Annotated in this window: 16 protein-coding genes; 8 read left to right on the top strand and 8 right to left on the bottom strand. The window is 43.1% G+C overall.

The window, feature by feature from the left end:
- Nucleotides 1-6: 6 nt before the first annotated feature.
- Both RMY31_RS18130 and RMY31_RS18125 read right to left on the bottom strand, forming a co-directional pair.
- A complete protein-coding gene (locus RMY31_RS18130; protein WP_322662871.1) occupies nucleotides 7-3897 on the bottom strand; it encodes a CHAT domain-containing protein in 3891 nt (1296 codons plus the stop codon).
- Nucleotides 3898-4133: 236 nt separating this feature from the next.
- Nucleotides 4134-4811, bottom strand: a complete 678-nt coding sequence (locus RMY31_RS18125; RefSeq protein WP_409878070.1) for a hypothetical protein — start codon at nucleotides 4809-4811, stop codon at nucleotides 4134-4136.
- Nucleotides 4812-5114: 303 nt separating this feature from the next.
- Between RMY31_RS18125 and RMY31_RS18120 the strand changes: the two genes are divergently transcribed.
- A complete protein-coding gene (locus RMY31_RS18120; protein WP_409878069.1) occupies nucleotides 5115-7262 on the top strand; it encodes a DNA polymerase III subunit gamma/tau in 2148 nt (715 codons plus the stop codon).
- A gap of 265 nt (nucleotides 7263-7527) precedes the next feature.
- On the opposite strand, the gene RMY31_RS18115 is transcribed toward RMY31_RS18120, so the two are convergent.
- Complete coding sequence (locus tag RMY31_RS18115; protein WP_322662865.1) at nucleotides 7528-8928, bottom strand: glycosyltransferase family 2 protein; 1401 nt, start codon at nucleotides 8926-8928, stop codon at nucleotides 7528-7530.
- Nucleotides 8929-9416: 488 nt separating this feature from the next.
- Between RMY31_RS18115 and ebsA the strand changes: the two genes are divergently transcribed.
- From ebsA to RMY31_RS18095, 4 genes are all read left to right on the top strand, one after another.
- Nucleotides 9417-9791 carry a type IV pilus biogenesis protein EbsA gene (ebsA, locus tag RMY31_RS18110; RefSeq protein WP_322662864.1) on the top strand — a complete coding sequence of 125 codons (375 nt, stop codon included), beginning with the start codon at nucleotides 9417-9419 and terminating at the stop codon, nucleotides 9789-9791.
- Between the two features lie 324 nt (nucleotides 9792-10115).
- Nucleotides 10116-11210 (top strand): phosphotransacetylase family protein, encoded by a 1095-nt coding sequence (locus tag RMY31_RS18105; protein WP_322662861.1) that lies wholly within the window; start codon nucleotides 10116-10118, stop codon nucleotides 11208-11210.
- A 324-nt stretch (nucleotides 11211-11534) separates the two neighbouring features.
- Nucleotides 11535-12038 (top strand): DNA recombination-mediator protein A, encoded by a 504-nt coding sequence (locus RMY31_RS18100; protein WP_322662859.1) that lies wholly within the window; start codon nucleotides 11535-11537, stop codon nucleotides 12036-12038.
- An 882-nt stretch (nucleotides 12039-12920) separates the two neighbouring features.
- Nucleotides 12921-13412: a YajQ family cyclic di-GMP-binding protein gene (locus RMY31_RS18095; protein ID WP_214436080.1), complete on the top strand. Its 492-nt coding sequence runs from the start codon at nucleotides 12921-12923 to the stop codon at nucleotides 13410-13412.
- 154 nt (nucleotides 13413-13566) lie between these two features.
- Here RMY31_RS18095 and RMY31_RS18090 read toward each other — a convergent pair whose 3' ends face one another.
- The gene (locus tag RMY31_RS18090) at nucleotides 13567-14124 is read right to left on the bottom strand and encodes a glutathione S-transferase family protein (protein WP_322662856.1); all 558 of its coding nucleotides are present in this window, start codon (nucleotides 14122-14124) and stop codon (nucleotides 13567-13569) included.
- 12 nt (nucleotides 14125-14136) lie between these two features.
- A complete protein-coding gene (locus tag RMY31_RS18085; RefSeq protein WP_322662853.1) occupies nucleotides 14137-14601 on the bottom strand; it encodes a hypothetical protein in 465 nt (154 codons plus the stop codon).
- A 609-nt stretch (nucleotides 14602-15210) separates the two neighbouring features.
- Here RMY31_RS18085 and RMY31_RS18080 point away from each other — a divergent pair.
- A complete protein-coding gene (locus RMY31_RS18080; protein ID WP_322662851.1) occupies nucleotides 15211-15921 on the top strand; it encodes a tetratricopeptide repeat protein in 711 nt (236 codons plus the stop codon).
- 412 nt (nucleotides 15922-16333) lie between these two features.
- Here the strand turns inward: RMY31_RS18080 and RMY31_RS18075 are convergent, their stop codons facing one another.
- Both RMY31_RS18075 and psaM read right to left on the bottom strand, forming a co-directional pair.
- A complete protein-coding gene (locus RMY31_RS18075; RefSeq protein ID WP_322662849.1) occupies nucleotides 16334-16744 on the bottom strand; it encodes a hypothetical protein in 411 nt (136 codons plus the stop codon).
- 685 nt (nucleotides 16745-17429) lie between these two features.
- On the bottom strand, nucleotides 17430-17549 hold the full coding sequence (gene psaM / locus RMY31_RS18070) for a photosystem I reaction center subunit XII (protein ID WP_322662942.1): 120 nt from the start codon (nucleotides 17547-17549) through the stop codon (nucleotides 17430-17432).
- Nucleotides 17550-17712: 163 nt separating this feature from the next.
- Between psaM and RMY31_RS18065 the strand changes: the two genes are divergently transcribed.
- Complete coding sequence (locus RMY31_RS18065) at nucleotides 17713-18972, top strand: FGGY-family carbohydrate kinase (RefSeq protein WP_322662844.1); 1260 nt, start codon at nucleotides 17713-17715, stop codon at nucleotides 18970-18972.
- 138 nt (nucleotides 18973-19110) lie between these two features.
- Here the strand turns inward: RMY31_RS18065 and RMY31_RS18060 are convergent, their stop codons facing one another.
- Entirely contained in the window at nucleotides 19111-20439 is a 1329-nt protein-coding gene (locus RMY31_RS18060; protein WP_409878068.1) for an IS4 family transposase, read from the bottom strand.
- A 291-nt stretch (nucleotides 20440-20730) separates the two neighbouring features.
- Here RMY31_RS18060 and RMY31_RS18055 point away from each other — a divergent pair, with 291 nt between their 5' ends.
- Nucleotides 20731-21318, top strand: coding sequence for a TetR/AcrR family transcriptional regulator (locus RMY31_RS18055; protein ID WP_322665360.1), 588 nt, complete (start codon nucleotides 20731-20733; stop codon nucleotides 21316-21318).
- The last annotated feature ends 178 nt before the right edge of the window (nucleotides 21319-21496 follow it).

The raw sequence follows: 21496 nt of genomic DNA, 5'->3' as shown, positions 1-21496 counted from the left end.
ATTATTTTAATTTAGCTTACCCGTAATCGTAAATGCTGCCCAATAGTAAGGATGACTATATAGCTTTTTATCTGGTGCAATTTTACTCGTTCTATACAAATGTGTTGCTAAATAAGCTCTAATTCTTAATTCTTCAGTATCTAGATTATTGAGTAAACGTTCGTACCATTTTGTTAATTCTCCAGCAGTTAATTCTTTCAGCCATGCTGTGGCTTCAGCTAAAGCTGTAGTTGCAGATTTATCTTGCTGTAGTCTTTGATAAAACTCGATTATCACCAAAGCACTGGCAGATGATTCTACAGTCCAAAGAGTACTCACTACATGAGGAATTCCCATACAGATAAAACCACTGATTAAACTCACATATTCAGTGGTGACAGCATAATTGCCAGTTCTTATAGTTTCGCAAGCAGACAAAGTAACCAGATTATAACTAGCTAAATTTTGTTGGCAGATTTCTTCTAAGGTGAGTTTTTCTTCACCTGCTAAAGCTAACTCTGATTTTTGAGGCTCACGACAATTGTTCGTAACATGACCCGTAAAATGAAATATATTATAATTATTATCAAATAAAGCACTTTCTACAACATTTTTAGTAGCTTTTGTTCCCTGGATGCGATGGGGATTATTGAACATCTGGCTGACAATTTCAGATTCTAATTTGGCAAATTTGAGTGGAGGATGATTTGTGGTATTGGGATGTTCAACACTGAGTAAGTTTTGCTCTAATAATTGCCCTCTGCCTTCAGCTTTCAAAGACAAACCGCTTTGGATGCTAGGTAAATAAGAAATGCTGAAATTAGATTCCACATTTGGCAGATATTCTTCGTAGGCAGAAGATAAATGAAAAAGTGCATGGAGAGGTAATGCGTGCAAGTCACGATGGGGAACTAAAATTAGTTGAGTAATCCCTTCGAGTTCCTGCTTAATTGTGGAAATTTGGAGAATTTCTTTTAGTTGTAACAGTCTCTGTTCCATCTCCAATCGCCAAGAATGATTGCTTTTGCTTTGTTGAGATTGGTCTTGGTTGCGATATTCCTGATGTTCTTGATTCCAATCTTCTAGCCAATCTTCAAATTCAATTAAGCGTCTGACTGCTTCCGGTAGAGGCAATTCATGGTCAGGTGTAGCGGTTTCTATTATTCCTACATTTTGTATGGGTATAAAGATGAGGATGGGCGATGGGGCTTCATCTTTGATCACAAAAGTATTTAACGCTACTGGGCTAATATGCCAGTAAATAATTGCTGTGGTGGGATTGAGTAGTTGTTGAACGGAGTTATATAGGGGTGAGTAAATTTCTGCTTTCCAACCATCTAATAGCCAGGTTAAGCAACAATTTTTGATCTGTTCTGCCATTTCCCAGGCTTCTACTAAATCGCCGTACTCCACATGTAAATCTACTGCCAATTGATCGATACCGGCAAATTTCAGAGCCAACTGTTTTTTACTTTCATCAGTGCGAGTCGGTTCGCTGAGTAATTGTTGCAAGAAATCTGCACTGATTTGCTGTAATTCTTGAGCTTGGGTTATTTGTCCTAAACCCAAAAGTACTTTAACTAAAGATTGCAAACTCTCCAGATATAACTGAGGAAAATCTTCACTTGTCAGGGTTAATAATGCTTGATTGTACTCGGCTATGGCTTTGCCCCAATCGTCACGGGATGTGGAATGTTTTTTGCCTCGGTCAAAGTAAGCATTGCCGATCGCTAAATGTAATCTACCCCAGCCTTCTGGGTGAGTATTTGAATAAATATGTTTCAATCCTTCTTCGTAACTGGCTAGTTTCCCCTCAAATCCTCCCTGTTGCAAGGCAGGATTTGCTGTGGCGATGTCAGTCGATATCGCAGGTTTAAGATTCACTAAATGACCGGCAGCAGTGCCTCGACCAATCCAAGCTTCCCAGTAGTCAAGTTTAATTTGTAAAGCGTTATCGTAAGAAACGATCGCTTCAGTGTATTGTTTTAAATAAAACTGCGCTACGGCCTGGTTATACCAAGCTAAGTGAAGGTCGGGTTTAATATCTATGGCCTTGCGATAAGAGGCGATCGCTTCTTCATGGTCTCTTAGGTTATCTAACGCCACACCACGGTTGTACCAAGCTAAGTAAAAGTTAGGCTGAATTTCTAAAGCTTTGTCGTATGATGCGATCGCATCTGACCAGCGTTTTAAATTAAATAGGACTACACCCCTGTCAATCCAAACTTCGTGGTAATCTGGTTGGATTTCTAAAGCTTCATCATAAGATGCGATCGCATCTTCATGCTGTTCGGCTAAAGCTAGCGCTATACCTCGGAAATACCAATTTTCTTGGTCTTGGGGTTGTAGCTGTAAGGCTTGGTCGTAACTGGCAATTGCTTCCCATATCCGCCCTAACTTGAGCAGGGCTAAACCTTTACCAGCCCAAGCTTCTGGGTAATCGGGATGGATTTCTATGGCTTGTTCAAAGGAGGCGATCGCATCCTCAAAATATCCAATTTCACCTAAAGTTCCACCCCGGTTATACCAAGCTTTGTAGTGGTCGGGTTTCAGTTCTATGGCTTGGTTATAAGAGGCGATCGCTTCGGTAAAATGTTCTAAATGAAATAGAGTTAAGCCTCTATTAAACCAATATTCATAAGAATTTGGATTTAATTCTATAGCTTGGTCGTAAGATGCGATCGCTCCTAACAAATCTCCGCTTTTGGCTTGCCGCAGACCTTGATAAAACCAGGCTTGTGCTTGAATTGCCGCATTTGGACTGGTTGTAAAAGTTGGGTTTTGGTTCGTTTGAGTTGCCAGATTAGAAGCAAGTTGCTCAACTAAAGTGGTACTTTGATCCAACCTTATCAACAACTCATCTATGGTATACCCCACATTTGGATCTAAATTTGCCAAAGATTGATCCCAAATCCCCTCTGCTGACAAGATTGCTGCTAAAGCTTCTGGGGTAGTAGCAAGCAGGTAAGCTGGTGTGATTTCAGTCTTTTGCTGTTCGTGCTCAAACGACAGTTCGTTTAAGTTGTAAATTACATCTTCTTCAGCAGGAGTCAGCAGAGGTATTGCAGTTGCAGTTTCGCTTGCTTGTTCTTGATACTGCCATTCCTGTGAGTTTTCTGTGGCATCTTCATCTGGGACAAAATGCGGCGCTGCCGTAGTTTCGCTTGCTTGTTGATATTCCCCTTGTGAGTTTTCTGTGGTATCTTCATCTGGGACAAAATGGGGTGCTGTTGTGGTTTCGGCTGCTTCCCCTTGATATTCCCAAATTAGTTCCCCTTGGTTATTTGCTGCTATTTCTTCAGGCAGAGAAATCTGGGGTGCTACTCTGGTTTCGACTTCTGAGGCAGTCCGGTCTTGGGGGTTCCCCCCATGAGGAACTGCCGATGGCTCGTCAGACTCCCATAACAGTTCGCCTAAATTGCGGATTAACTCCTGTCCTGGAGAGTTGAGCAAAGTTTCAGAAGTTTCAGACGTTGTGGTTTCGGTTTCCGGCTCTTCGCTATCTTCGTACCATTCGCTTAAGTCCCGTGACAACAACTGTATACCAATGTCATAGGAAAGTTCTCCAATTTTACCGATACCAAGTTCACCTAGCTGCACCATCAGGCTTGCTAACTGATGGTTTGGTGCAGGTGATATGAGTAATTTTTCACCAAAGCCCAGCAGCCAATCTATCCAACGCTCATGGCTAATGCGATCTTCCATCCGCTGTAGATACTTTATTGCCCACTGTTGTTCTCGTCCTTGATTTACACCTTCCAACAGCTGGTTATACAAAAGTTCCAGATCCGCGTTAGTCAGTTCAGGTGGAGATTCTACCACCTGGTTGTCCGTCACAGTCTGGATAGCACGAGTCTGCTTACTACCAACGGGGCGATTTGAAAACGTTTTAAGCCACTGCACTAGCTGCGTGAGCATCTGCCATACTCTTGGATTTTATTTCTCCTAGATTGTAGCGGCGTTGTCTTCAAAAAATCAGTAATTACGTAAAACCTACTGGATTTCGCAGGGTTTGTAATCGTATGGTTATAAAAAATATACAAAACTTTGCCAGTCGTTATCTTCTGGGACTGAAGACTGGGGACTGGGAAGAGATTAAAGGGCAAAGGGATAGTTCTTTCCTTTTCTCCTTTCCCAATACCCAATCCCCAATCTTATGCTTGATCTGTAGAGGATTCACTAGGAGCATAATATTGATTAATTAATTCTTGGACAATAATTTCTGGATCGTCTGTCTCAATTGCCAGTTGTTCAGCAATCTGCTGGCGTAAGTTTTCATCCTGCTGCAACATCACAAACAACTGATCTATAGTGACAGTTTGATATTCTCCTTCTGCCGGAATTTCTCCCTCACCTGCTTCTTCTTGTATTGGGTAGCTTTCTTCGGGTGGGAGTGTGCTGACAGCGTCTGGCCCATCATATTCCCATATTGGTTCGCCTTGATTGCGCGTCAAAACTTGCATACCAATATCATAGGCAACGTCTCCGATTTCTCCAGTATTCAGCTCGCCCAATTGCACTAAGCGAGCAGCTAATTCATTATTGGGTGTAGGTGATGCTAGCAATCTTTCACCAAAGCGCTGTAACCATTGTATCCAGCGTTCAGTTGAGATACGATGTTCAATGTTTTGCAGCCATTTTAACGCCCAAGCTTGTCCTCTTGCTTGATGTACTCCTTCCAAAAGTTCAGTGAACAGAAATTCTAGATCCGTGTCGGTTAGGGGTGGCGCTACTTCTTTTGGCACATCTTCCGCTATTTTAGAGGAAGTCTGTCGTCTACCAAATAAGCGTTGGAAGAACCTTTTGAGCCACTGAACTAGCCGCCTGAGCATGTGCCGCACCATTGAGTATTGCCTATCCTAAGATTGTAGCGATCGCACTGTACCATCGCATTATTCCAGTCAATAAAATGTACATTACCAAGGCGGAGGAGCAGGGGCGATAAAACTACAGACGCGATTAATCGTGTCTCTACTCCTAATTTCCTAAATTGGTTCAAATGTACTATAATCAAAAGAAATGTTGGAATAATTTAATTATCCAAAAGGAATATTCCTGCGTTTAAAATAATTGAATGTCAAATGGGCGCTTGTGTTTCTAAATTAATTTATAAAAGGCATTGACATTTAAAATCCATGTCTTACGAACCCCTCCACCACAAGTATCGCCCAAAGAGTTTTGCTGAACTGGTGGGACAAGAGGCGATCGCTACTACCCTTACTAACGCAATTGCAACAGCGAAAATCGCCCCCGCTTATTTGTTCACTGGGCCGCGAGGTACAGGAAAGACATCCAGCGCCCGTATTCTCGCTAAATCTCTCAATTGTCTCAAAAATGACAAGCCTACTCCTGAACCCTGTGGTGTATGTGATGTTTGTCAGGGTATTACTAAGGGCTACTCTCTAGATGTAATTGAAATCGATGCTGCCAGCAACACTGGTGTCGATAATATCCGCGAGCTGATTGAAAAGGCACAGTTTGCGCCAGTGCAGTGCCGCTACAAGGTTTATGTAGTCGATGAATGCCACATGCTCAGTACAGCAGCATTTAATGCACTACTAAAAACACTAGAAGAACCACCGAAATACGTAGTCTTTATTTTAGCTACAACTGACCCACAGCGAGTATTGCCAACAATTATTTCACGCTGTCAGAGGTTCGATTTTAGACGCATTCAATTAGAGGCGATGGTAAAGCATTTAAGTGCGATCGCATCTTATGAACGCATTCGTATTTCTCCTGATGCTGTAACATTGGTAGCTCAAATTGCTCAGGGAGGATTGCGGGATGCGGAAAGTTTGCTCGACCAGTTAGCACTGTTATCGGGTGAAGTGACACCAGACAAAGTTTGGGATTTAGTTGGTTCGGTAAGCGAGCAAGACTTGTTAATTTTGTTGAGTGCGATTGCTCAAAACGATCCAGAAGCAGTTTTAGATTGTAGCCGTAACATTTTAGAGCGTGGTCGAGAACCGCTAACTATTCTGCAAAATCTGGCCGCTTTCTACCGCGATTTACTGATTGCCAAAACAGCCCCGAATCGTCATGATTTGATAGCTTGTACTCGCCAAACTTGGACAGCGCTAGTCGAGTTTGCCCAGCAACTGGATATGAGTACAATTTTGGTGGGACAGCAGCACTTGCGAACAGCTGAAGTACAAATTAAAAACACTACCCAGCCACGTTTGTGGTTGGAGGTGACATTACTAGGATTACTACCGAGTGCAAATATTCAGTCCACAGGCACAGGCATTTCACCTAGAGTTATCACAACCCCTGCGGTATCGGCAAGCGATCGTCAATCACCTCCGCAGTTCCTAACACAGAAAGCAGCTCCTCCAACTTCACCCCAGCAACCCAACCCAACCCTTCAGCAAGAACTATCCCACTCTGTGAGAACGGCTTCGCCTAACGGTAACAATTACCCAGGAAATACTTCGTCTAATGTTGAAGTTCCAGCAGAAAACAAGCCAGATGGTGACTATACTTCATCTACTCCAGTTTCTTTGCCAGTCGATCGCATCTCTTCTACTAACTCGGTATCGCCACCACCCACAGAAAATGGATCTACTCCTCAGCCACCTACTGAGGAGAAACCGTTCATTGCACCTGCACAACAAGTATCCCCAGTATCACCCTTAGAGGAAGTTGTTGAGACATCACAATATGACTTAACTCAGGTTTGGCAACAGGTGCGTACTAATTTTCCGATGCCTTCCAGGCAAGCTTTACTGGGGCAAATGTGCCAGCTAATAGAGTTTAACGGTACTGTAGCGCGTGTTGCTGTCAAAGGATCTAAATGGTATGAAACACTTAAATCCGATCTTCCGATGATCAAGGCAGCTTTCCAGCAGACTTTTCAGTGTGAAGTTCAGGTAAATCTAGAACAAGTAAGCTCTGTAACTCCTACCTCAGCCAAAAAAGATCCTTCTCCAAAAGACTCTGCTCGCGTTCAGCAGCCACCTCCTAAGTACAACAACCAAAACACGCCACCAACGCCAGTACCGCAGCCAACCACACCAGCACCAGCAGCAAAAACCGAGCCGCCTGCAAGGAATGGAAGTGCGCCACCTGCGAGAAATGGCAATGGGGTGCAAACTGTGCCTCCACCATCAACCGAAACACCCCCAACTGATTGGGAAACTGATGAAGTGGCGATCGCAGCTCAACGTCTAGCAAATTTTTTCGACGGACAAATTATCCGCCTCACAGATGATGGAATCGAATCATCCGACTCCACGAATACATCGGAGTGGGTAGAGGAATCAGAAACTGACTACGAATAAAATTCACTTAAAGAGCTATCCCTTCTCGACTTCCTTGCGAAGCTGTAGCTTTTAAAAGTATTGATAATGCTGGATTGTGCTAACAATTGGTAAGAAATTTTGTCCTGGATTTCTTAGTTTCGGATTTTTGAAAGCATTTTGATTTCCTTACTGTCTCTCATCTGTGCCAGTTGCGGGTGCTAAATGTGGGATAAAAAAATGCAAAATTCAAAGCAATAATTTGAATTTTGCATTTTTAATTTTTAATTACTCGCAGGTGCTATTATCAACTTCCTGAATGCACTGTCTTCACCCATTTCAAACGCTTTGGTCTGACGGATATGCGGGCAGTGGTACTGCTCATGACTACTAACCAATGCAGCATATATAAAGTGCCACGTAGCGTCTGAAGCATTAACAGAAAAGTTGTAGAAACATTGAATTTTTGCTCTTGACGTATCCGCCTGAGTCCAGCAAACATGCCTACAACAGACATAGTTAAAGACAAGCTGGTTAATGGACTAAAAATTGGTAGACGATGCCGCGCTATCGACATTAATAAATCTGGGATTGCTGCTGTCGGTATGATATACATAATCAGCATAAACATCAGGAGATCCCAAGTTTTCCGCCTACCCATGCGGTTTTTGAGAATCAGATTCCAGTAATCTAAATAGCGCTGATAGCCGCCTTCTGCCCAACGATTGCGCTGATGCCAAAGGGCGATCGCATTTGTCACGCCTTCTTCCTGCACAGCTGGGTGGAATGTACACTCAATATCCCAGTTATCGAGATGTAAGCGGAAAGTCATATCTAAATCATCGGTGATGGTTTCTTCATTCCACCCACCGCAACTTTCCAAAGCTATGCGTCGGACAAATTGACCATTGCCCCGCAGCTCGCCAATTCCACCAATAGCAATACGCTGTTTCTGTAACCATGTATCCAGAGCCATTTCCGCCATCTGTCCCTTAGTCCAGAAGTTTTCTTTGGCGTTGGCGATCGCTTTTCGTACCTGTACCGCCCCGACATTTTCTCGTTGAAATAAAGGTACTACTTGGAGCAGTAAATCTGATGGCACCTGGGCATCAGCATCGAAAACTGCTATCACTTCCCCCTTAGTAAGTGGTAAAACCTCATTCAACGCTCCTGACTTCCCGCCAGTAGCTTGGGCGGAACGCCTGAAAACCTTCAGTTGGTGGTATTCCTGCGCCAGTTCTGCTAATAACTGCGGTGTCTTATCGGTACTGTTATCATCAATTATCCATACTTCGTACTGCCCATCTGGATATTCCAGACTACAAAGACTCTTGACTAATCTGCCAATTACTGAATCTTCATTTTTTGCTGCCACTAACACAGATACAGAAGGCAAATCTCCCTGCACTTCTTTGGGATAGTGGCGGGGTCTGGCAAATATAACGTCTAAGGCATGAAGTCCTAGTACGGCGGTCAGTCCGAGTACGAATATAAAACCCCAAGAAGCTAAATGCAGAGCGATTGTACCACTCCAAACTATAGTTAAAACCAGAGCAGCTTTGCGTCTACGTCCTTGAAACCGGGATGCTAGAGAGACATTTTGTGCCTCTACAACTGACTCCTCATCTACCGATAGGTCGGACAAAAGGGAGTTAAGTGGGTCAAGCTCGTCGTAATAATCGTTTTCGGGCCAGGAATTCGCTGGCATAGGTTACTTGAATTTTAAAATCAGTATTTTTATACACCTTAAAGAAGCTGAGAATCGGGTAACACTGAACTGTGCAGCCTTCACACACTTTTATCTATCCCAGAGATTAGAGGTAATGTTCCACCGCTTAAGAACTCTGGATTGGGCAAAGTGGTAGTAAGCTAGCAATAGCTAAGTGTTGGTAACAGCCACAATAACAGCATGAACCGCCTAATAATAGGGATTTTCGATGTTATTGTCCCAGCTTCAATAAAAGCCAATGCAGCCTTATTGTAACCGACATTTTAATATTTCTTAGCAGTAACTTCAGTAATTAGTCAGTTGTCAGAAGGTAATAGGTAAGAGTCAGTGATTATGCTCCGCGTCTTTGCGTCCTCGCGTCCCCTCATATCCTGCTCCTTACTATGTGCTTTAGACATGTTTTCTGGGAATACTATTGAAATCCACTAATATCCCCAGTTGTCAACTAACTTGAGGAATATTCAAAGATGTCTATTGAGCAACTACAGCCTGCCACTCAACAACAAGCAAGCGTTTACTTACCTTACATTCAGGGTGCGAAGCGCAATTTCTTGCCTTTTGCCATTAGTCTCTATCAAAAAGGCGTTTTGGAGGGACACCGCAAAATAGAAGCAAGTGAAAATATTCCCTTTGTCGCCTCTTGGAATATTGCTACCTTACCTTCAGACTTAACGCGTTGCCGGATGCAGTTTGATGGCAATGCTGACCTCAGTTATGAAGTGATGATGGCAAGTTTTGAATTTATGAGTTTTTTAATTGAACTTATGGAAAACTATAAGCGCTATCGCGTGACTGATTTTTCCCAAGCTTTCTACCGCAAACTGCTGCGTATAGACGAATAAGCCAGTTAGTTAGAAGTGTAAGGGTAAATTCTATCCCTATGCCCTTACACCACTTCTGAAATCCCTTATTGCAGGCTTATAGGAATTAAATGGCTCATAGACTCTAGCCTGAGTTTAAAAATATTAAAAGCGATATTTTAGATACCAACTGATGACTAGCAAAATAGTATAAATATTGATAATTCCAGACAATTATATCACCTAAAAAAACTTCTTCCTTAGGAAAACGCCACTTTTTGAGAGTGCAAGGCTTCTGCCGGAACAAACTAAAATGAGGAAACACCTAGCTGGGTTCTACTTCCTTTTGAAATTAGGAGTGCATGTGTGCCAAAATCTGCTAAATATTTGCTAATTGGCTCAACCGAGGCTTACAGCGGAAAATCTGCAACTGTTCTGGGTTTGTCTCATCAGCTACAGCAAAAAGGACTGGATATTGGCTATGGCAAACCGCTAGGCACTTCTTTTAGTGCATCTGGCAAAACCGTAGTTGAGGAAGATGTCCAGTTTGTTACTCATAGTCTCAACTTGTCCGCAAACCGCATTGCTCCTACTTTGCTTGCTTTGAATGAAGTCAGCGTCCAAAAACGCCTAAGCGGTGAAGATCGAACTGATTATCGTCAGTCCCTGTTACAGCAATATTTGGAAATTTCCCAAGGGGATTTAGTCTTGCTGGAGGGACCTGGTGATTTATCAGAAGGCAATCTGTTTGATTTGTCTTTGCTGCAAGTAAGTGAAATATTAGATGCTGCTGTGTTATTGGTAGCGCGATATAACTCGCTGCTTTCTGTTGAGGCGCTACTGTCTGCTAAACAGCGTGTGGGCGATCGCTTAATTGGAGTTGCAATCAATGATATCCCTGCTGCACAAATAGAAACCGTTGACAACCTCATACGTCCGTTTTTGGAACAGCAAGGTATTCCTGTGCTGGCAACGCTGCCAAAAAGTGACTTGCTCCGCAGTGTCAGTGTTGGCGAACTAGTAAAGCAGTTAAACGCCGACGTTCTCTGTCGTAGCGATCGCTTAGATTTGTTGGTAGAAAGTTTGGCAATTGGGGCAATGAATGTCAATGCCGCTGTCAAGTATTTTCGCAAACGCCGGAATATGGCAGTAGTGACAGGAGGCGATCGCGTAGAAATTCAGCAAGCTGCTTTGGAAACCTCTACCCAGTGCCTGATCCTCACCGGACAACTGCCACCACCTCCATTCATTCTCAGTCGCGCTGAAGAACTAGAAATCCCGATTTTGTCCGTTGACTTGGATACCCTGACTACTGTGGAAATTGTTGACCGTACCTTTGGTCAAGTGCGCCTTCATGAGCCGATTAAAGTTCAGTGCATTCGCCAGTTAATGACAGAGCATTTTGACATTGACCGCCTGTTATCTAAACTAGGCTTAACTCCCGTAGCGGCTTTACCTTAGCCTCATTAACTCCAAGAGGCATAAATGAAGGCTGTGTTGCTAGTGGGATTAAGATAGTTCGCTGTCACCTAGGAGGTGACAGCGTGCTGTTCCTCTCCGTTTTACGAAAAATACCAAATTGAAATTTGTAAAACAGAGTAAGTACTAGAAACTACCTGTAGCTAGCCTGATTCTGTGGGCTTTAATTACGAGTTACGAATTACGCATTACGAATTACTGAGGCAATTACTCCAAAAATTGTAACAATGTCTAACTCAGGTTCGCTTCCTATCTACACTCTGTTTGGTAAAATATCTGGGTCGTTTAATCTGATTATGTCCATCTTTGAGCCAGTCAACAGACCTCATCAACCTCGACACATTAGCGCAAGAACTGGCGACAATCCAGCAAACAGGTTCTAAGCGAATTGCCTTGCTGGGTTCCCGTCATGTGCCAATTACGCATCAGAATCTGATTGAAATGATGACCTATGCCCTAGTTTTATCAGGCAATCGGATCATCACCTCTGGCGCTACAGGTACTAATTCAGCTGCTATCAAGGGAGCAATGCGAGCTGACCCCAATTTATTGACGGTGATTCTACCCCAAAGCCTAGAACGCCAACCCAATGAATCGCGCCAGCAACTAGAACAGGTAATGCATCTAGTAGAAAATCCCGGTAATGATAGTCTATCCCTCGCGGAAGCTAGTTACTTGTGTAATAAGGAGATTGTCTCCCGCTGTCAGCAACTGATTTGCTTTGCATTTCATGACAGTCGCACTCTACTACAAACTTGTGGAGACGCAGAAGAACAAAGAAAAGTAGTGACACTTTTTTACTTTGATTAGTTAAGAAGAGTCGGTGCGTTAGAGAGACAGCCCTGTGGGCGGGTTTCCCGACTTGAGGCGACTGTTGTCGGCTTTGCCGACTTGTACTCCTTCTCCTAGGGAGACGCTAGCGCGAACGGAGAACCCGCAGGGTAGCAAGTGGTGTGGTTTCCTCCATGAGCAACTGCTGTTAGCGCAACGTTAGCGACGTACTCCTAGGTCGAAGCAAGCTACGCGTAAGCGTCTCGCACAGAAGGAGCGTCCCCGTTGGCGTAGCGGCGACCTTAGGAGAAGGGTAGGGTTTCCCGTTCGACGAAGTCGTTCCCGCAGGGTAGGGTAGCAACTGGCGTTCAATAGTCAAAAATTTACCGACTACAGACTATGAACTAGAGTAAGGTAGCAGCGAGTCAATAGATATCGCCTTTGTCGGAGTTCGTTTTCTATACTCAATTTTCTATATTGTGAATATACTGTGCGATCGCTCACGTTTGGTATTAGCTCCTTTAGCTATGCCACTCTCATTCTCATAATTGCGGACTAAGGACTGGGGAGCCAGTCGTGTACGGTGAATCAGCGCTCTTGGTAGGGTTTCCCTCTAAAGCCACTTATGTGCTTTGGTTCCCAAAGTTGAAGAAAGTGGCATCAGGCGACTGTGAATCCGAAGAAGGGGTGTTCTCCGCCCTTGCGAACTGGCGTGATTAGAAACTAGAAATTGGGGCTATACCCAATAAGTCTTTTGCAAAAGTACTTTTAATAAAAAGCGAAGAAAGGGTAAAAGTTAAACAAAAGGAAAATTCCATTCCTTGAACCTTTTCCCCTTACCCTTTTTCCGACTTCTGCAACAAGTCTAATGTCTAGTTTTTATCCCTATCAAAATCCAACATCTCAAATCCAACATTTTTTATGGCCTCTACTTATTCCTTTGACATTGTTAGTGACTTCGATCGACAAGAATTAGTTAACGCCGTCGATCAAGTTGTGCGAGACATCAAAAGTCGTTACGACCTCAAAGATACTCAAACGAATGTCGAGTTAGGTGAAAACAGCATTACTGTCAGCACTGACAGTGAGTTTACCTTAGAGTCTGTTCACACCATCCTGCGGGAAAAAGCCGCCAAGCGTAACCTTTCCCAGAAAATTTTTGATTTTGGCAAAGTGGAATCAGCTAGTGGTAATCGTGTGCGCCAAGAAATCACACTCAAAAAAGGTATCAGCCAGGAAATTGCTAAGCAAATTTCTAAGTTAATTCGTGACGAATTCAAAAAAATACAAGCTTCAATTCAAGGTGATGCTGTCAGAGTTACAGCTAAATCTAAAGATGACTTGCAAACTGTCATCCAAAGGCTGAAGCAAGAAGACTACCCTGTTGCCTTGCAATTTACAAACTATCGTTAAAAAATTTGTAGGTTGGGTATTACCCAACCTACTACGCCTAACTAAAGGACTTCCAAATAAAAATATCTCATTGTAATTGTTGGTTGCTGACACTCATCAGTCACCAGTTATCAGTCAACAAATTCAAGCAGTTGTTTTTATTTCTTGGAGTTCCCTAAGCACGTTTACCAATGCTTTTTTGAAAAGCGGGTCTTTCAGAGAGTCGCTGAATATAGTTCAATACGGCTGGGTAGGAACTGAGGTCTAGCTTCAGCATGACGGGAATGTAACTCAGAATAGAACCTACTGCTACATCAGCAACGCTGAATTCATCTCCTAATAAAAAAGGTTGCCGCTCGAAAATTTCATTCAGGGGATTCAACAAGCGGGGTGTCTCCTGCTGTCGAGTTGCTTCTACAAAAATTCCTGGGCCAAGGGTGGCATTAGCAAATAGCACCCACTGGGAAAGTTCACCACGTTCCTCTGGTGAAAGCGGGGTTTTGCCATATTTATCAGCAAGATACAATAAAATCGCTCCTGACTCCCAAAGCTGGAAATCACCATCCACAATTGCCGGGACTTTACCTACTGGATTGATTTTCAGGTACTCCGACTGGCGATGTTCGCCCACCTGCATATCTAGAAGTACAAATTCGTAGGGCACCGCCAGCTCTTCTAGATACCATTGGACAATTGATGCACGACTACGGGCACCGCCATAAAGTTTTAGCATAATTATTGAAGCTCAAAGAACTTTGTGAGTGTGAGAATGCTGTTTCACGTTGTCTTCTTTAGTGACAACTCTGCTAGCATTTAGCACTCGCTTACGCTCAATAGAATACTTCAAATCAGTGTAAGTCGTTCCTAGAGGAATTAGAGATTTTGAAGTTTCACGACGCTTGTAGGTGCGAGCAGATGCAAATATCCGTGGCACAAATTCATCCCCAAACTGCGCTGATTCTGGGAAGCCTTCTGGCAACAGAAGTGTATCACCATCCAGCACAGATGCCAAAGTTGTCGCACGAGCTAGTTTATAGGAGGTAGGAATACCTTTTAATAGTGCTTCCAAAGCAGCAGAGGGAATTGGTTCTACAACTTCCACTTGATGAACTTCTCCATCTTCTTTGATGAAGCAGGTTGCCAAGCCTATAACTATATAATCATCCGGTGCTAAATCGGGGGCATTTTGATAGGAAATTACTGTTGACATAAGAAAATCTCAAAACTTACAAATCAGAGTTGGGGACGGGAGACTGAGGCACATTTTAGGCGCACCTAGGGAGAGACACAGCGACCTAAAGGATTTGCTAAAGCATTCCTGTGTCACCGTGTCCCTGTGTCCCTTTCTCCATCTTTAATGAACGGCTTGTTGGCATTCTACCAAGTTGTCGCTGTCACTACTTGATACTAATTCGTAATTCGTAATTAAGACATCCAAAAAAAGGGAGTGGGGAATTAGCTGTCAATTGTCAGTTGTTATTCCCCGCGTCCCTCTTCCGGTGACGCTCGTTCGCGTAGCGTCTCACGCCACTTTCTCACCGCCTCTCCCTCATCTCCCTACTCCCCTGACCCTCTGCCTTCTTTTGAATATTGATTTTTGCTATTTCTGGAATTGAACTTGGGTATGAGGTATCCATTATTAGATTGGAGCATGAATTGTTTGTGTGAGGTGAATTCTACTTGTGGCAGTACTTTAAATTCAGTGTCAATCATTTTCTAAGTAATTATAAACACATAAGTAATCGCTGCCAAAATCAAACACCATCACTTAAGAAAACTCTAATTTGATTTCAAAGAGCAATTAGCTCAGGCAATAAATATGAATAGTCACTCATTTTTAGCTTCTGGCGACCAGCAAAATAACTGTTACGGTTTTGTTCTAAATAATACATTACAGGCTCAAGAACATGGGGCTAACGGTAGAAGCGAATCTGCTTTAGGTGACGGCTACTTACGCTCTTGTGCTTTGAGATTAGCTCAAGAAGGAGATTATACTGAGGCGATCGCCCTGTTAAGCCAATTGATTCACCGCCATCCGCAAAATGCAGTTGATTACAACAACCGAGGGTTGATTTATTTTCAGAGCGGTGAAAGGCAAAAAGCGTTACGCGACTACAACACGGCGCTACAACTTAATCCGAATTTAGCTAGTGCTTATAACAATCGGGCAAATTACTATGCAGCCTGTGGAGAATTAACCGCAGCAATTGCTGACTACGATCGCGCCATTGATTTAAATCCCAGTCATGTGCGAGCGTGGATTAACCGAGGTATTACCTTGCGCGATCTAGGACAATACGAGGAGGCTGTTGAGAATTTTGAGGTAGCACTGCTTTTTGGTCAGCTAGAAGGTCATATTTGGGCTGAACGCGGCAGGACTTATCATCTTTGGGGCGATTGGAATTGTGCGATCGCAGATTATCGTCGCGCCCTCACTCAACTACCTTCCCTGGATAACACTAGAGATATTCCTGGTTATCGCTTGCGTTTACAAATCGAAAATTGGCTAAACGAACTACTGTCTTCTTAGTGCAAGCAGGCACAGAGGACGCGAGGACAAGGAGAATAAATACTGACGACTGACCCTACCCTACGGGTTCTCCGTTCGCGCTAGCGTCGACCTAGGAGAAGGAGTACGGGTGACGCTCCTGCGTCGCTAATGCTGCACTAACGCCAGTTATTGATGGGGAAACCCCCATCGCCTTTGGCATCTCCCCTTGGGAGAAGACCATACTGGTTTACAACTAACTCAGCCCTCAGCACTTTCAATAATGCAAAACTCAAAAAAATAATTTTGAATTTTAAATTTTTAATTAAAATAGCTCACCAAGATTAGCTATTAAATATTGGCTGTTAGAACTCTGCACAAAAATACAGTATTTGTACGCAACAAAGCCCATAAAGCACTTCAATCATCTCCGATCGCCGATTTGAAATTTTCTTTAGGGTAATGAGTCTGATGCCTCGATTTCCTTGCTATCCTGATTGACTATTACAACTGGCAGTTGGTTAGGATCAAACCGATATCCTTGTTGTTCCATAATACTTTTTGTTTGACGCGGATCGAAATTCCGACTAAACTCCGCTTGCAAACTATTGACGCGTCCTTCCATGAGCTTGACTTCTGTACGAATTTCTCGCAACTTTTCTTGTTGTGACCAGTGATAAGGCAAAAGTTGCACTAGGGCAGATACTGCTGCTGCTGAGATTGCAAAGTTAACCGCTATTTTTGCCGTAGTTTCCAGTACCATCACCTGGTGAGAGCGTTGGCGAAGATGCCGCTTTGGTCGAGGAACAGCCCGACGTTTTTGTATAGGTTGTAACGGGGGTGTAGAGGGTTGAATCGCGTTCATGATGCTCAAGAGAACTTTGCTGATTGAATGGCAATACCGTAAAGAGCCATCTAGCACTAATTACGGCTTGATTTAGCTGACATGTTACTTCATTTTTGGGAAATTGCTACACGTATGTTAAACGTTAAAAAATAATAGAACACACGTAAGTATCTGGTGTTTAACACTTTATGGCATCCAGCCGCCAGCATCTGGAATCTGCACCTGTCTGCCAGGATTATTATTCTTTTGTGACTTTATGTCAATTCTGATTTGTTGTCTGTTTTGTGAACGACAACTTGCAGTGTGGTAGATACTCGGCATTTTCCCATTTTCAGGAAGTTAAAATGTATCTCACCGCACAAAACAACCTTGGTAGCGGTCGTATTCAACTGGTTAATATTTGCTAGTCAGTCGTGGCTATATCAGTATTAACTTGCTGAAGTTAACTGTTAGCTCGTAAGGTTGACAATACTTTAACCTTGTTTGTCATATATTGAGCTACAGATTTTTACTTAAAATTATTAATATTTTTTATACTAAAAATTGCAGCAAAATATTTTGGATATTGCGACTAATCAAATAACTGATGTTCGTCGCACCACATACCTTGTTTGATTAGAGACAACAACCAGGCTTAGCCTGATTGTTGTTAGAGGGTGTAGTGGTTCCTAGTACGACTCGCTCACTATGCGATCGCGCGGTGTTATTTGTAAAGTTCTGTTGCTAACCGCCAAGCCAGAACTCCTGGAATCAACGCTACAACCAGAGCAATGTACACTTGAGTGTCTGAGATAGACGTAGCGAGGTACAAAGCATTTGACATGAGCATGGATAACATCCTCCAAAATGGAATAGATTTTGAGTAGTTCGTTTACTACTTTTCACTGTTTTGACAAGTTAGTGGAATATCTTGTTACAAGATGCAACATAAGCAGCGATCGGCCAGCATTCATTAGTTATTCTTCATTGAAAAAGTTTATAAAACTATGAATTTTTATCTGGGGATCGACTACGGCACTTCTGGCGCACGCGGTATCGTGATTGATGAGGCAGCTTGCATCCAGACCGAAGTGCGATATCCAATGGAAATGTTAGCTACACATCAATGGAATTCTGCTTTATGGAGTCTATTAGCAGAAATCCCAGAGTCATTGCGACGAGAAATTAAAGCGATCGCAATTAATGGTACTTCTTCCACTGTTTTGCTGTGTGATGCAACTGGCAAGCCTGTAGATGTACCTTTATTTTATAACGATGGGCGGGGAGCGGTAGTGTTAGAGCAGTTGCGGAGCATAGCACCCTCAAACCATACTGTATTGAGTGCTACCTCCAGTTTGGCCAAACTTCTGTGGATGTCGCAACAACCATTTTTTAGGGAAGCTAAATATTTCTTGCATCAGGCAGATTGGCTGGCGTTTCTGCTGCATGGGCAGTTGGGTATTAGCGATTACCACAATGCTTTAAAGCTGGGTTATGACGTGGAAGAATTGAAATACCCAGAATGGCTAGAGAAATTACAAATACCAATTCAGCTACCTCAGGTTTTACCGCCTGGTACTCCTATCGCTGAAATACGCCCGGAAATTGCAATTAAGTTTCGTTTTCGCTGTGATTGCCTCGTATGTGCTGGTACGACTGATAGCATTGCTGCTTTTCTTGCCAGTGGTGCAAAATCCCCTGGTGAAGCGGTGACTTCCCTTGGTTCGACTTTGGTACTCAAACTATTGAGTCAAAAGCGCCTAGAGGATGCGCGATATGGAATTTATAGCCATCGCCTGGGTGACTTGTGGCTAACTGGTGGTGCTTCTAATACTGGGGGTGCTGTGTTACAGCAATTTTTCACTAACGCTGAATTGGAAAGTCTTAGCTGCGAGATTGATACATCAAAAGCCAGCGAGTTAGATTATTATCCGCTATTGAAAGCAGGCGATCGCTTTCCCATCAACGATCCCAATTTACCCCCACGCTTGGAACCACGCCCAGATAATCCTGTGGAATTTCTGCATGGTTTGTTAGAAAGCATCGCCCGCATAGAAGCACATGGCTATGAATTATTACAGCAGATGGGAGCCGACAAGTTAAACCTTGTTTATACAGCCGGTGGTGGGGCAGCAAATTCCACTTGGACTGCTATTCGTGGACGATGTTTAAAAGTGCCTGTAGCTTCGTCAGTGAATACGGAAGCTGCTTATGGAACAGCGCTACTGGCAATGCGGCGAGTGGAGACGGGGAAGCAGAAAAACTAATGAATTCTTAACCAGTTCCCAGTTACTTTGTCTCTATATTCACCCTGATGAATTTGCTGGTAAACTAAATCCCGCCAGAAGTTAGCTTTTTTAACGTGAGTTCGATGAACCTCTCCCCAACCCCTCTCCGACGCGGAGCTACGGTGTACACACAAGTATGCCCAGAGCGAGTTTCCAGCCAAAAAAGGTGGATTCAAACAGATCTAGTCCGCGAACCAAAGTAGTAATACCAGGAGGTTTCTGAGACTTGTAACCAGACCAACCACCAATTCGAGCAATAATCCAAGTAGCCCAGGCAAGGGAGTCAGGAGGATAGGGATTTTTTTGAAGTTGAGTTTTACCTTCGACAGTTGGTGCAAGAGTAGATAAGCATTGCTGTTGTTCAACAGAAAAAGCAATATTTGCCGGTAAATCAGGATTGTCCCGTCCACAAATCAGTTGTAAAATCCGCACAGCAACAGACAAAGCTAATACAGTCAGTCGTTGAATGGCAGCAATTGACTCAAGTTGAGTCGCTTCGAGATTTAAACCAGCAGTTTTAAGGGTGGCAAACAGTTGTTCAATACGCCATCGCCAGGTGTACCATCGAATCACCTGTAGTGCTTGTTCTAAACAAACGATTTGGTGGGTGGTGAGCAATCGCCAATGAATCGGTTGTTGACCTAGTGGCGGATTGACTTCCACGGCTTCCACGGCATAAAGTGTCACACTAGTGGGATAATCTTGCCCATTCAATTTATCTGGACGTTGAATTTTCACCATTGCACGGCGCACAATTAACAATGCTTCTCTTGCGGTTCTACTAATGCGTGCATCTGCTGGAACATCTACTGTGTAAGTCCCCTCGCTCGGCTGTTGGTCTAAGTATGTATAAAGTGATTGGCTGTTGCCTAAAAGGCGACGGTCAATGCGCGCTCTGACCAGCACATGATTGTCTTGATTTGGGACTGTAGCAAATTCCTCATACATATCGCTTTCGCGGTCGGCGATGTGAGTCACGATTTTGGCATTCCCAATAGTTAAACATTTTTGCGTTTCTTCGGCAGAACTTAGCCACTTGTATGATTCTTTCTTTTCTATTGGTAATACCTGGTAGTTGCGCTCATGCTTATCTTGATGGTTAATCTCTCTCGTCCACAGTTTTACTGTGCTTATCCCCAAGGGAAATCCATTCTCTGCATCTAATACTAGTGTTGGATGAATATAAAATCCTATATCTATGTTGTTTCCTACTACACCTACACCCAAAGCTTTCAACCTGCCTACATGAGATTGCAAGTTAATTTCGCTTGTATCACTGATGGCTAATATATGCCTTCCTTCTACCTGAGCTACGCAGTGCTCTGATAGACTTCGCACTAATTCCCCTATTGTCACATTCTGATTCTCCAAAAACCGATAGTATCCCACTTGTTCGGCTCTATTTTTACTTATTTGGCGAATGCTCACTGATTGATGTTTTCCCATTGCTTCATACAATGCTGCCCCCTTTTAGAGAGTCGCCCGTCTCCAAATGCTTTCCCCTTAACTGCTTGCGCGTGTATTCTGATTGGATTTTCCACTGCCTTTTACTCCTCAAAACCCCTGCTCTTATTACTTTACTTCGACTTGTGTGTACACCGTAGGCTTAGACAGGGGGGACAAGGCAGACAAGGAGAACGGAGGAAATAACCAGTCCCCAGTCCCACTGAATAAAGCTTGACTTTCATGCATCCATCATGTTAATTTCAATCAGACCAATCGGTCGGAAACACTGTGATGTCTAAAGGCGAAGAAACAAAAGCCAGAATTCTACAACAAGCAGCTGAACTGTTTAACCAACAGGGGTATGCTGGCTCGTCCATGTCAGATATCATGCGTGTTACTGGATTACAGAAAGGAGGAATTTATAATCACTTCCAAAGCAAAGATGAGCTAGCATTACAGGCTTTTGACTTTGCGATCGCTCTTATCAATCAGCATACCAGAGCCGCATTGAAAAACAAACATCATGCAATTGAACGTTTGCGGGCAATCATTGATTTATTTCGCAGCCATGTAGACAATCCACCTATAAAGGGAGGATGTCCATTACTGAATACTGCCGTTGAGAGTGACGATGCTCATCCGGCGTTAAAAGAACGCGCTCAACAAGCGATGAACTCTTGGCGACACTTGATTTGTAGAATTATTGAAAAAGGAATTAAAAAAGGCGAAATTCGCTCTGAGGTAAATGCTGATGAAATCGCCACTATCATAATCGCAATGTTAGAAGGAGCTATGATGATGAGCAAACTATACGAAGACTCTATTCACATGCAAAGGACAATTAATCACCTCAATCAATACATAGAAAGTCATCTTTAAATCTATTCAATCAATAAAAGAGTACATAGAATAAGTTGAGCAAAGTTTCTTACTATTAGAGGATAATGTGTGTCATATGCAGCAATAAGAATTACAAAATTCCATTGAATAGAGCGAGCAAAATTTGTGATATCAAGGTTTGAAATAACATTACTCTAATATCGCTCATTTTTTTGTA

This window comes from Dendronalium sp. ChiSLP03b, from assembly GCF_034531165.2.
Classification (GTDB): Bacteria; Cyanobacteriota; Cyanobacteriia; order Cyanobacteriales; family Nostocaceae; genus Dendronalium; species Dendronalium minutum.
This window is presented reverse-complemented; position numbering and strand designations above follow the sequence as displayed.